Annotated in this window: 13 protein-coding genes and 1 pseudogene; 5 read left to right on the top strand and 9 right to left on the bottom strand. The window is 64.5% G+C overall.

The window, feature by feature from the left end; genetic code table 11:
• From VGC77_RS07620 to VGC77_RS07600, 5 genes and pseudogenes are all read left to right on the top strand, one after another.
• Positions 1-141, top strand: a pseudogene (locus tag VGC77_RS07620) (IS481 family transposase); the annotation flags it as partial.
• 132 nt (positions 142-273) lie between these two features.
• Positions 274-1,935: an RNA polymerase factor sigma-54 gene (rpoN, locus tag VGC77_RS07615; RefSeq protein WP_331170970.1), complete on the top strand. Its 1,662-nt coding sequence runs from the start codon at positions 274-276 to the stop codon at positions 1,933-1,935.
• A 55-nt stretch (positions 1,936-1,990) separates the two neighbouring features.
• The gene (gene hpf, locus VGC77_RS07610) at positions 1,991-2,608 is read left to right on the top strand and encodes a ribosome hibernation-promoting factor, HPF/YfiA family (RefSeq protein ID WP_331170969.1); all 618 of its coding nucleotides are present in this window, start codon (positions 1,991-1,993) and stop codon (positions 2,606-2,608) included.
• Positions 2,609-2,834: 226 nt separating this feature from the next.
• Positions 2,835-3,296 (top strand): PTS IIA-like nitrogen regulatory protein PtsN, encoded by a 462-nt coding sequence (gene ptsN, locus VGC77_RS07605; protein ID WP_331170968.1) that lies wholly within the window; start codon positions 2,835-2,837, stop codon positions 3,294-3,296.
• Positions 3,297-3,412: 116 nt separating this feature from the next.
• On the top strand, positions 3,413-3,967 hold the full coding sequence (locus VGC77_RS07600) for a manganese efflux pump MntP family protein (RefSeq protein WP_331170967.1): 555 nt from the start codon (positions 3,413-3,415) through the stop codon (positions 3,965-3,967).
• A gap of 78 nt (positions 3,968-4,045) precedes the next feature.
• On the opposite strand, the gene VGC77_RS07595 is transcribed toward VGC77_RS07600, so the two are convergent.
• The 9 genes from VGC77_RS07595 to VGC77_RS07555 form a co-directional block, all read right to left on the bottom strand.
• Entirely contained in the window at positions 4,046-4,279 is a 234-nt protein-coding gene (locus VGC77_RS07595; protein ID WP_331170966.1) for a DUF2798 domain-containing protein, read from the bottom strand.
• A 254-nt stretch (positions 4,280-4,533) separates the two neighbouring features.
• A complete protein-coding gene (locus tag VGC77_RS07590) occupies positions 4,534-4,797 on the bottom strand; it encodes a DUF1150 domain-containing protein (protein ID WP_331170965.1) in 264 nt (87 codons plus the stop codon).
• 50 nt (positions 4,798-4,847) lie between these two features.
• Positions 4,848-5,273, bottom strand: coding sequence for an Hsp20 family protein (locus VGC77_RS07585; protein WP_184261521.1), 426 nt, complete (start codon positions 5,271-5,273; stop codon positions 4,848-4,850).
• Between the two features lie 161 nt (positions 5,274-5,434).
• Positions 5,435-6,532 carry a sn-glycerol-3-phosphate import ATP-binding protein UgpC gene (locus VGC77_RS07580; RefSeq protein ID WP_331170964.1) on the bottom strand — a complete coding sequence of 366 codons (1,098 nt, stop codon included), beginning with the start codon at positions 6,530-6,532 and terminating at the stop codon, positions 5,435-5,437.
• A gap of 12 nt (positions 6,533-6,544) precedes the next feature.
• Positions 6,545-7,393, bottom strand: coding sequence for a sn-glycerol-3-phosphate ABC transporter permease UgpE (ugpE, locus tag VGC77_RS07575; protein ID WP_331170963.1), 849 nt, complete (start codon positions 7,391-7,393; stop codon positions 6,545-6,547).
• A gap of 325 nt (positions 7,394-7,718) precedes the next feature.
• Positions 7,719-8,600 carry a sn-glycerol-3-phosphate ABC transporter permease UgpA gene (ugpA, locus tag VGC77_RS07570; RefSeq protein ID WP_331170962.1) on the bottom strand — a complete coding sequence of 294 codons (882 nt, stop codon included), beginning with the start codon at positions 8,598-8,600 and terminating at the stop codon, positions 7,719-7,721.
• 8 nt (positions 8,601-8,608) lie between these two features.
• A complete protein-coding gene (locus VGC77_RS07565; RefSeq protein WP_331170961.1) occupies positions 8,609-8,998 on the bottom strand; it encodes an endonuclease domain-containing protein in 390 nt (129 codons plus the stop codon).
• A gap of 133 nt (positions 8,999-9,131) precedes the next feature.
• The gene (gene ugpB, locus VGC77_RS07560; protein ID WP_331170960.1) at positions 9,132-10,445 is read right to left on the bottom strand and encodes a sn-glycerol-3-phosphate ABC transporter substrate-binding protein UgpB; all 1,314 of its coding nucleotides are present in this window, start codon (positions 10,443-10,445) and stop codon (positions 9,132-9,134) included.
• A 255-nt stretch (positions 10,446-10,700) separates the two neighbouring features.
• Positions 10,701-11,456: CaiB/BaiF CoA-transferase family protein (locus tag VGC77_RS07555; protein WP_331170959.1), on the bottom strand; the 756-nt coding region annotated here is incomplete at its 5' end.

Genomic DNA, 11,456 nt, shown 5'->3' with positions numbered 1-11,456 from the left:
ACCTCACAACGCCGCGCCCTCGAACTGCCGGTCTGGCTGCATAGATACAACTGGCATCGGCCACACGGTGGGATAAAATCACAAACACCCATCAGTCGCCTCGGTCTGTCCGAGGACAACCTGTTGAGGCTCCACATCTAGCGGCGGCCCCCTGCAGGTCGCCTATGCTTTGGCGGCGGCCCCCATACTCCGAATTTCGCATTCGTCAAGCCGTGTACATCGGTCCAATAAAGCGCTAAGCAAGAAACGGACCAATCTCGAACGGCTGCCTCCATGGCACTGACCCAACGCTTAGAATTCCGCCAGTCGCAATCGCTGGTGATGACGCCGCAGCTGATGCAGGCGATCAAGCTGCTGCAATTGTCGAATCTCGACCTCGCCAGCTTCGTCGAGGACGAGCTCGAGCGGAACCCGCTGCTCGACCGCGCCAACGAGAACGGCGAACCGCCGGTGCCGGGCGAGCCCGCGCCGGAGCGCGCCGAATTTTCCGACCGCGACGAGTCCGGTTCGGCGTCGGGTGATGACGCCGGCGCGGACGCCTCGGACTATTCCGAGCGCGTCGGCGGCGACGGCTTCGAGGCCTCCGCCGAGGACTGGATGCAGCGCGACCTCGGCAGTCGCGCCGAGATCGAACAGACCCTCGACACCGGGCTCGACAACGTGTTTTCCGAAGAGCCCGCCGAGGCCGCGGCGCGCACCGCGCAGGACGCAGCGCCCACCGCCTTCACCGAATGGGGCGGCGGCTCGTCGAACGACGACGGCTACAATCTGGAAGCCTTCGTCGCCGCCGAGGTCACGCTGGGCAGCCATCTCGCCGAACAGCTGGCGGTGGCTTTCACCGACCCCAAGCAGCCGCTGATCGGGCAATACCTCATCGACCTGGTCGACGACGCCGGCTATCTGCCGCCGGACCTTGGCGACGCCGCCGAACGGCTCGGCGCCAGCACCGAGCAGGTCGAGGCGGTGGTCGCGGTGCTGCAGAAATTCGATCCCGCCGGGGTCTGCGCGCGCAATCTCAGCGAATGCCTGGCGATCCAGCTGCGCGATCGCGACCGTTACGATCCGGCGATGCAGGCATTGGTCGAGCATCTCGACCTGTTGGCCAAGCGCGACATCGGCGCGTTGCGCCGGATCTGCGGCGTCGACGACGAGGATTTGGCCGACATGATCGGCGAGATCCGCCATCTCGATCCGAAGCCGGGGCTGAAATTCGGCTCGGCCCGGGTGCAGACGGTGGTGCCCGACGTCTATGTCCGGCCGGGGCCGGACGGCGGCTGGCAAGTCGAACTGAACAGCGAGACGCTGCCGAAGGTTCTGGTTAACCAAGTGTATTATTCCGAGCTGTCGAAGACGATCCGCAAGGACGGCGACAAGGCCTATTTCACCGATTGCCTGCAGAACGCCACCTGGCTGGTGCGCGCGCTCGATCAGCGCGCCCGCACCATCCTCAAGGTCTCCACCGAGATCGTGCGCCAGCAGGACGGCTTTTTCACCCAGGGCGTCGCGCATCTGCGGCCGCTCAACCTCAAGGCCGTCGCAGATGCCATTCAGATGCATGAGTCGACGGTGTCGCGGGTGACCGCCAACAAGTATATGGCGACCAATCGCGGCATCTTCGAATTGAAATACTTCTTCACTGCATCCATTGCGTCGGCCGATGGCGGCGAGGCGCATTCGGCGGAAGCCGTCCGCCACCACATCAAGCAACTGATCGATGGGGAAAACCCGGCGATTATTCTGTCCGACGACACCATCGTCGAAAAACTGCGCGAGGCTGGTATTGACATCGCGCGCCGCACCGTCGCCAAGTATCGTGAAGCGATGCGGATTCCCTCCTCCGTCCAGCGTCGCCGAGACAAGCAAAGCATGCTTGGAAATGCACTCACAGCGCCGGCAACCACGGCAGACCGGGCCCGCGACATTGCACCGGCTTGATTGAGTTCATTCCTCCTGAAACTGTACCTCCCTCTAAGACGAATCGAGGCATGACATGACCATTCGGGTCTCCGGCAAGAGCATCAGTGTCGGCGAAGCGCTACGCGGCCGCGTCAGCGAGCGCACCGACGAGGTGCTGCGCAAGTATTTCGATGGCAACTATTCCGGCCACATCACCTTCAGCAAGGATGGCTTCGGCTTCCGCACCGATTGTGCGCTGCACCTCGACTCCGGCATCACGCTGGAAGCGGAATCCAACGCCGCCGACGCCTATGCCAGCGCCGACCAGGCGCTGCTGCAGATCGAAAAGCGGCTGCGCCGTTACAAGAGCCGGCTGAAGGATCGCTCGGCGCGGAAGATTCACGCCGCCGCCGCCGCGGTGGCCGAACTCGGCAGCTCGACGCTGGATGCGCCGAGCTACGTCATCGAGGCGCCGGATGCCGAGACCGAGATCGCCGATGGCGGTTTCAACGCCGTCATCATCGCCGAGGCGACCACCTCGCTGAAGCGGCTGTCGGTCTCGGAAGCGGTGATGGAATTGGACCTCACCGGGGCGCCGGTGGTGGTGTTTCTCCATGGCAGCAGCGGCCGGGTCAACATCATCTATCGGCGGCCGGATGGCAATGTCGGCTGGGTCGATCCGCCGGCAGTGACCGCTCCAGATCGCCATTGACGCCCCGCGGGACGCTCCCTATGGTCCGCCGCCTTCGAGGGCCTCGCCCCGGCGGCGGGCGTTTTGCGCCGGCCGATACTGGTGCTAGACTGCACCAGCACGATGATTTCAGGAGCGTTCACGACCGGCGAAGCGATCGCGTGTCCGCCTGCCTCTGCGCTTCTGCTTGACCCAGCCTACCTCACGCCTATTTCACACTGACGGTAAATCATCCTCGGAACGCTTCATGACGATTACCGATCTGGTCGCGCCCGAGGCCGTTCTCCCGGCGTTGAAAGTCAATAGCAAGAAGCAGGCGTTGCAGGAACTGGCGGCGCGGGCCGCGGCGCTGACCGGCCAAAACGAGCGCGCGATCTTCGAGGTGCTGCTGCAGCGTGAAAAACTCGGCACCACCGCGGTCGGCTACGGGGTGGCGATCCCGCATGGCAAGCTGCCCAAGCTCGACAAATTGTTCGGGCTGTTCGCGCGGCTGGAGCGGCCGATCGATTTCGAGGCGATGGACGGCCAGCCGGTCGACCTGGTGTTTCTCCTGCTGGCCCCGGAGGGGGCCGGCGCCGATCACCTGAAGGCGCTGGCCCGCATCGCGCGGTTGCTGCGCGATCTCGACGTTGCCAAGAAGTTGCGCGCCTCGCGCGACGCCCAGGCGATCTACTCGGTGCTGGCGCTGCCGCCGGCGACCGCGGCGTAACGCCGGTCTTTCGTTCACCGCTCTACTACCAGCAAGCGAGGGGTTGATCCTTGCAAACTCGACGCCTTAGCGGCCGCGGCCGACCGATGCGCGTTGTCGCCACAACCGGGACCGAGATGTTTCAGATCGCCATCCTTGCCTTCAGCCTGTCGACCGATGCCTTTGCCGCCTCGCTCGCCAAGGGCGTGCGGTTTCCCAACTTGTCGTGGTTGCGCAGCGCGGCGATCGCGCTCGGCTTCGGCACGCTGGAGGGGCTGGCGCCGCTGATCGGCTATCTGCTCGGCAAGCAGTTTGCCGACACCATCGAGGGCTATGATCACTGGCTGGCTTTCATCGTTCTGGCCGGGCTCGGCCTGCGGATGATCTGGCGCAGCTTTCATCCCGAGGCGGTGTCCGCGTCGCAGCCGACGCCGAGCTGGGCCGCCGTGCTCGCCACCGCGCTCGGCACCAGCATCGACGCCACCGCGGTGGGGCTGACGCTGGCGCTGTTCGGCGACAACATTCCGCTGACGCTGTTCGTGATCGGCGTCGTCACCTTCGTGCTGACGCTGATCGGCCTGCGGGTCGGCGGTCTGATCGGCGAACGCACCGGCCGCTGGGCCGAACTGGCGGGCGGCCTCGGGCTGATCGCGATCGGCGGCAATATCCTGGTCAGCCACCTGACCGCGTGAGCCAGGTAGCGGACGTCGCCGCAACAGACCCGACACGCCTCGCGATCGGCCATCGCATGGCGGCGCAGGCAAGCCGGCTCAGGCTTCGTCCTCGGTCAAAAACTGCGTCAGCCGGCGGATCGCAGGGGCGGCGAATAGCACCACTGGCAGCATTACGATCCAGGACAGCAGCCAGGACTGCAGCCAATGCCGCAGAAACGCCGCGGCGCCGGTCAGCGGCAGGCTGGCGATTGCGGCGGCGATCGCGCAGGTCAGGCCGGATTGCAGGACGCCAAACACGAAGTGGCTGTAGCGGCGGGGAATCGCAAACATCTAACATTCCGGCTGGGTGGTCGCCGCGCTCCAAGCAGGCGTTGTGCCCGTGTCCATCGGCCGCCGGGCGGCGACGGAGGTCTGTGTTCGACTTTGCCCCGTCAGCACGCATCCTGCAATCGTCGGCGGCCATAGCTCGCGGCGGCACTCGCGAGATCGGGTCAAAAAAACCGCGGGCCGTCCGGCATCACCGGACAGCCCGCGTAAAAACTCGCTTGAGGATCGCTCGCGATGAGGTCGCGGCGCGGTGCGCGTCAGTGGACGCTGACGGCCTGCAATTCCTGGCTCCAGGCATTGGCAATGGCCGCTTCCCGGCTATCGGTCAGCATGATCGGCGTGCCGTCGGCCGAATGCAGCGCGAACAGCTTCAAGCCCGGCGCAATCCGCGGCGCCTGCGGAAACAGGCTCGGCACGTCTTCGGATCGGATCTGCTTCACATAAGCGATATGGCCTTCGCCTAGGGTCGCCAGCGCCTCGGTGGAGACGTCGACATGTTCAACGACATTCACTGCAGTCATGGTCTCGACTCCTTTGGTCTATCAAGCGGTCGAGTCCGCTACTCGTTCCATTATTCGTGTTCATTGATAGCGATTGTCTTAACGACCCGTTCCGGCTCGGGCCGGGCGAGGTCGATCGACAACAACCCGTTCTTCAGATCCGCACCCAGCACCTGCATCCCCTCCGCCAGCACGAAGGTGCGCTGGAAGTGGCGCGCGGCGATGCCGCGATGGATGTATTGCCGGGTCTTGTCGTCCTGCTGCCGGCCGCGGATAACCAGCTGGTTTTCCTCAATGGTGACATCGAGTTGGTCGCGGGTGAAGCCGGCGACAGCGAGCGTGATCTGGAGCTTTTCGGGCTCCCCGTTGCAGCGGTCGCAACGCTCGATGTTGTAGGGAGGATAGCCGTCGGCGCCCTTGACGACGCGATCGAGCGCACGCTCGATTTCGTCGAATCCCAGCAGGAACGGACTGGATAACGTCGGAACACGAGACATTTTCTTACAAAGCCCTCTCGAAGCGACTTTGAGTTCAGGGCCCTTGCGGCGCCCTGAGAGTCGGCCGGATGGCGGACTGCCCTCCGGTCACTGCACAATATGGGCATCACTCCGGGCTGTTCAAGCACCCCGAACGGCCGGCTAAGGCGGCCAGGCCGCGGTCATGGATCGATCCGGCGGCGGCCATCGGCGCTGAACAGATGCAGCTTTTCAGGCGCCGCCGTCACCCTGATCCGTTCGCCGACCGTCGGCGCGATCTGGCCCGGCACCCGCACGATCACTTCGCCCGGCGGCAGTTCGCCGGGTCGGGCGCTGATTGCGGGTTCGCCGTGGCGAGCGCGCGCGCCGTACACGAAGGTCTCCGGGCCAACCCGCTCGATCGCATCCACGGTGAGATCGAGTGCCAGGCCGCCGCCGGCGGCTTCGGTCGCAATCGACAGATCTTCCGGGCGGATGCCGAGAATCCCGGCTTGCGTGCCGCCGCTCGCGTCGCCGCCGAATTGCGCGCGGACCTCGTCGGCGCCGAGCGCGATCAGATTCATCGGCGGCGCGCCGATGAAGGAAGCGACGAAGGTGCTGGCCGGCCTGCGATAGATCTCGAGCGGATTGCCGATCTGCTCGACCAGCCCGCCATTCATCACCACCAGAATATCCGCCAGCGTCATCGCTTCGAGCTGGTCGTGGGTGACGTAGATCGAGGTGGTGTTGATCCTACGCTGCAATTTGCGGATCTCGACGCGCATCGCGATGCGCAGCTTGGCGTCGAGGTTGGACAACGGCTCGTCGAACAGAAACACTTTCGGCTGTCGCACGATGGCACGGCCCATCGCCACCCGCTGGCGCTGGCCGCCGGAGAGCTGTCTGGGCTTGCGCTCCAGCAGCGCGGCGATTTCCAGAATCCGCGCCGCCTCGCGCACCCTGGTATCGATCTCCGGCCTCGGCATGCCGCGGTTGCGCAAGCCGTAGGCCATGTTGTTGTAGACGCTCATATGCGGATATAGCGCGTAGTTCTGGAACACCATCGCGATGTCGCGATCCGCCGGCTCGATGTCGTTGACGACGCGGCCACCGATGTCGATCTCGCCCGCGGTGATGGTCTCGAGCCCCGCCACCATCCGCAGCAGCGTCGACTTGCCGCAGCCCGACGGGCCGACCAGCACGCAGAACTGGCCGTCGCCGATCTCGACGTCGACGCCCTTGATGGCCTCGACGCCGCCGGGATAGGTCTTGCGCACGTTGCGCAGGGTGACGTTAGACATCGACAGCGACCTTCACTTTTCCGTCTCCACCAGGCCGCGCACGAACAGTCTCTGCATCACGATCACCACCACGACCGGCGGCAGCATCGCCAGCACCGCGGTGGCCATCACCATCGGCCATTCGGTCAAGGCGTCGGAGGTGGTGATCATCTTGCGGATGCCGATCACGATGGTCTGCATGTCGTCGCGGGTGGTGATCAACAAAGGCCACAGATACTGATTCCAGCCGTAGATGAACAGGATGACGAATAACGCCGCGATATTGGTGCGCGACAGCGGCAACAAGGTATCCCAGAAAAACCGCAACGGCCCGGCGCCGTCGAGCCGCGACGCCTCCAGGAGTTCGTCCGGCACGGTCATGAAGAACTGACGGAACAGCAGCGTCGCGGTGGCCGAGGCGATCAGCGGCAGCGTCAACCCGGCGTAACTATCCAGCATGTTGAGGTCGGCGGCGATCTTGTAGGTCGGATAGATCCGCACCTCGACCGGCAGCATCAAGGTGATGAAGATCATCCAGAACAGCCACATTCGGAACGGGAAGCGGAAATACACGATGGCGTAGGCCGACAGGATCGAGATCGCGATCTTGCCGATCGCGATCGCTAGCGCCATCACCAGCGAATTGAGCAGCATCACCCCGACCGGCTCGCGGGTCGAGCCCGAGGTGCCGACGAAAATCGTCCGGGTGTAGGTCTCAAGGAAATGCCCGCCGGGCAACAGCGACATCTGGCCGTTGGCGATGGTGGCGGCATCCTGGGTCGAGGCAACGATTGCCAGATAGACCGGAAACGCCACGATGGCGATGCCGACCCATAGGATCAGATGCGCGACAAGGCCGCGGATGCCTTTGCGCTCGACCATCAGCCGTGACCTTCTCGAGCATAGCGGCTTGCTTCCCTCGCCCCGCTAGCGGGGAGGCCGCCTATGGCGTCTCGAATGGACCCGCGCGCGCCTGCGGTCAGGATGTGGTGCTGCGCTTCTCCGGGTCGTCCCTGCGCACGCAGGGACCCATACGGCGCGGAGCCGCGTTTTTGCGCCGTGGCGGAGGCCGTATCGTCACTTCTGACGCCAGGGGTTATGGGTCCCTGCGTGCGCAGGGACGGCCCGCGTGGAGGCTGTGCGCAACGACGACGCGGCGCCAAGCGAGGCCGATCGGCAGTGGCTCTGATGACCGGTGAAGCTTGCATCAGTAGGTCACCTTGCGTTCGACGTAGCGGAACTGGATCGCCGTGAGCCCGATCACGATCACCATCAGCAGCACCGATTGCGCCGCCGAGGAGCCGAGATTGCCGCCGAGCAAGCCGTCGAGATAGACCTTGTAGACCAGGGTTTCGGTGGATTTCGCCGGGCCGCCGCCGGTCATCGCGTCGATGATGCCGAACGTGTCGAAGAACGCGTAGACGATGTTGACCACGATCAGGAAGAAGATGGTCGGCGTCAGCAGCGGAAAGGTCACGGTCCAGAACCGGCGCATCGGGCCGGCGCCGTCGATCGCCGCGGCCTCCAGCACGCTTTTCGGGATCGACTGCAATCCGGCGAGAAAGAACAGGAAGTTGTAGGAGATCTGCTTCCAGGCCGCGGCCAGCACGATCAGGATCACCGCGTGGTTGCCGTTGAGCAGCGGATTCCAATCGAGGCCTAAGCTACGCAAGCCCCGCGCCAACACGCCGAGCGAGGGATGCAGCATGAACATCCACAACACGCCGGCGACCGCGGGCGCCACCGCATAGGGCCAGATCAGCAGCGTGCGATACAGCCCCGCGCCACGCAGCGGCTTGTCGGCCATCACCGCCAGCAGCAGCGCGAACGACAGCGACGATCCGGCGGTCAGCGCGGAGAACGCGAAGGTGCGGACGATGGCGTTGAAATATTCCGGCTGCTGCAAGAGCTCGGCGTAGTTCTCGAAAGCCACGAATGTGGTCGAGAGCCCGAACGCGTCCTGCAGCAGGAAGGATTGCCACACCGCCTGCAGCGCCGGCCAGTAGAAGAAGATCAGCACGATGCCGAGCTGCGGGGCGATCAGCAGGAACGGCAGCAGCGGGGAATGAAACACCGATTGCTTTTGCATGCGCGGGACTAACTCCCTTTCCCCTGCTGTTGCGGCGGGGAGGGGGCGGGGGGTGTCATAGACAGGGCGCTCAAGATAGTTTCGACAACGCCGTCGATATTCTCCAGCACCTCGTTGTTCCAGAACCTCAGTACCCGGTAGCCCTGTGCTTTGAGATAGTCGGTGCGAACCCGATCGGTAGCGCTCTCGGCGTGCTGCCCGCCGTCAATCTCAACGACGAGCCGATTGGCGTGGCAGGCAAAGTCCGCAAAATACGGACCGATCGTGGCTTGCCGGCGGAAATGCAGATCGCCAAGCGCGATTTTGCGCAGACGTTGCCAGAGCTTGCGCTCGGCGTCGGTCGGATTGCGCCGCAGGCTGCGGGCGCGTGTGACGCGTTGATCGATTGCGCGTGACATGAGCGCAGTCCCCCCACCCCCGACCCCTCCCCGCCGCAGGTGCGGGGGGAGGGGAGAAGACCCCGCTCGGGATGGCATCGATCCTATCTCATCTGCTGACGTAGTTCATCTTTGAAAGACTTATATCGCATCTCTACTTGCTCACCGTGCGTTCGAACTGCCGCAGCATGGCATTGCCGCGGGAGACCGCGGTGTCGAGCGCCTCCTTGGCGGTCTTCTTGCCGGCCAGCGCGGATTCGATCTCCTCAGCCCAGATGTCACGCAGTTGCACCATGTTGCCGAGCCGCAGGCCGCGGGAATTTTCGGTCGGCGGCTTGTTGGTCAGTTCCAAAAGCGGCGTCTCCAGATACGGCGCGTTGAGGTAGAAGCCGTCCTCCTGGGCCTTGGCGTAGGCCGCCCTGGTGATCGGCAGATAGCCCGAGGCCTTGTGGATCGCGACCTGACGGTCGGTGTCGGACAGGAAGCTGAGGAATTTGGCGACGCCCTTGTATTCCGCCGGTGTTTTTCCGCCCATCACCCACAGCGAGGCGCCGCCGATGATCGAATTCTGCGGCGCACCCGCGGCGTCCGGGTAGTAAGGCATAGGCGCGTTGGTCCAGTCGAACTTGGCCTGCGCCTTGACGTTACCGAACAGCCCGGACGAGCTGAGGAAGATCGGGCATTCGCCGGCGGTGAAGCGGCCTTCGCCGGAATTGGTGCGGCCGGAATAATCGTAGGTCTTGTCCTTCTGCAATTCGATCAGCATCTCGAGGTGCTTGATCTGCAGCGGGCCGTTGAATTGCAGCGTGGTGTCGAAGCCGTCGAGGCCGTTGGCTTTGCTGGCCAGCGGCAGGTTATGCCAGGCCGACAATTGTTCGAGATTGGCCCAGGTCACCCAGGCGGTGGAGAAGCCGCAAGTGGCGTAACCCGCCGCCTTCAACTTCCTGGCGTCGTCGAACACCTCAGGCCAGGTCTTCGGGATGGTGGCGATGGCGGCCTTCTTCAAGGCGTCCTTGTTGATCCACATCACCATCGAGGACGAGTTGAACGGGAACGACAGCATCTCGCCCTTGGAGGTCGAGTAGTAGCCGGTGATCGCCGGTAGATAGGCCTGCTGGTCGAACGATTCGCCGGCCTCCGCCATCAACTTGTAGACCGGCTTCACCGCGCCGGTCGCCGCCATCATGGTGGCGGTGCCGACCTCGAACACTTGGATGAGATGCGGCGCGTTGCCGGCGCGGAACGCGGCGATGCCGGCATTCATGGTGTCGGGATAACTGCCCTTGTAGGCGGGGACGACCTTGTAGTCGCTCTGCGAGGCGTTGAATTCCTCGGCGAGCTTGACCACGACGTCATTGTTGCCGCCGGTCATCGCGTGCCACCATTGGATCTCGGTGACGGCGCAGGCCGGTGAGGCGAGGAGGGTCGAGGCGAGCAGGGCAGCAAGGCGCAGGTGTGGTCGGAACATCCAAAAGTCTCCCGGTGGCCGTCATCATCATTGGCGCGCGGTAAACCGCGCTGGATGACGTGCCCATGACCTATAGTTGAGTGGGCGCCGGTGGGGAAGCTCTGGCCTTACTTGTCCCGGACGCGGTGCAGCGTTCTTCACGCTGCTCCGCAGAGCCGGACCGTTACGAACGCCGGCGTTTGGGACGGCCCCGGCTCTGCAGTACACCACGCCGCGGGCGCAGCCGGGTGCACTGCGTCGGAAGTAAGAATCCGTCTACCGCTTGCGTTCCTGGCCGCTGACCGTGCCCTTGGCGAGAAGGTCGCTGATCTCCTCCGCCGTGTAGCCGAACTCGCCGAGCAATTCCAAAGCATGCTCGCTGAATTTCGGCGGCACCCGGCGCAGGCTGGCCGGGGTTCGTTCGAAACGGACCGGCGAGGCGACGCCCTTGTACCAGTCCTTCTCGATGACATCGCCGCGCGCCAGCGTGTGCGAGTTGGTGAGCGCCTTGTCGATCGACTGCACGGGACCTGCGGGCAGGCCGGCCGCGAGCAGGCGCCGGCACAGCGGCTCGCCGTCTTCCTGCGTCAGGATCGCTTCCAGCTCGGCGCGCAGCTTGTCACGGTTGACGACGCGGTCGCGGTTGCGGGCAAAGCGCGGGTCGGTGCCGAGTTCCGGCCTGCCGAGTTCCTTGCACAGCTTGCGATAGGTGGCGTCATTGCCGACGCCGACAAAAATGTCGCCGTCGCGCGCCGCGAATACTGCGTAAGGATACAGGTTGGGGTGCTCGTTGCCGGTCCGCGTCGGCGGCTTTCCGCCGTTGTAGAAATAGTTCGATGTGTGCGGATGCATGATCGCCAGACCCGTCTCGTACAGGGTCGCTTCCACGAACTGGCCGAGGCCCGACTTCGTGCGTTCCGCCAGCGCCATCAGGATGCCGACGCAGGCGTACAGCCCGGTCGACATGTCGACGAGCGCGACGCCGATTCGCGTCGGGCCGCTGTCCACCGTGCCGGTGGAGGCCATCAGGCC

Origin of the sequence: Rhodopseudomonas sp. (assembly GCF_036404135.1) — a bacterium.
GTDB lineage: Bacteria > Pseudomonadota > Alphaproteobacteria > Rhizobiales > Xanthobacteraceae > Rhodopseudomonas_A.
The sequence above is the reverse complement of the archived record's forward strand: the minus strand, read 5'-3'. Positions and strand labels throughout refer to the sequence as shown.

Coding starts and splice junctions, on each gene's coding strand:
- rpoN (WP_331170970.1), top strand. CDS start 274: ATGGCACTGACCCAACGCTTAGAATTCCGCCAGTCGCAATCGCTGGTG.
- hpf (WP_331170969.1), top strand. CDS start 1,991: ATGACCATTCGGGTCTCCGGCAAGAGCATCAGTGTCGGCGAAGCGCTA.
- ptsN (WP_331170968.1), top strand. CDS start 2,835: ATGACGATTACCGATCTGGTCGCGCCCGAGGCCGTTCTCCCGGCGTTG.
- VGC77_RS07600 (WP_331170967.1), top strand. CDS start 3,413: ATGTTTCAGATCGCCATCCTTGCCTTCAGCCTGTCGACCGATGCCTTT.
- VGC77_RS07595 (WP_331170966.1), bottom strand. CDS start 4,279: ATGTTTGCGATTCCCCGCCGCTACAGCCACTTCGTGTTTGGCGTCCTG.
- VGC77_RS07590 (WP_331170965.1), bottom strand. CDS start 4,797: ATGACTGCAGTGAATGTCGTTGAACATGTCGACGTCTCCACCGAGGCG.
- VGC77_RS07585 (WP_184261521.1), bottom strand. CDS start 5,273: ATGTCTCGTGTTCCGACGTTATCCAGTCCGTTCCTGCTGGGATTCGAC.
- VGC77_RS07580 (WP_331170964.1), bottom strand. CDS start 6,532: ATGTCTAACGTCACCCTGCGCAACGTGCGCAAGACCTATCCCGGCGGC.
- ugpE (WP_331170963.1), bottom strand. CDS start 7,393: ATGGTCGAGCGCAAAGGCATCCGCGGCCTTGTCGCGCATCTGATCCTA.
- ugpA (WP_331170962.1), bottom strand. CDS start 8,600: ATGCAAAAGCAATCGGTGTTTCATTCCCCGCTGCTGCCGTTCCTGCTG.
- VGC77_RS07565 (WP_331170961.1), bottom strand. CDS start 8,998: ATGTCACGCGCAATCGATCAACGCGTCACACGCGCCCGCAGCCTGCGG.
- ugpB (WP_331170960.1), bottom strand. CDS start 10,445: ATGTTCCGACCACACCTGCGCCTTGCTGCCCTGCTCGCCTCGACCCTC.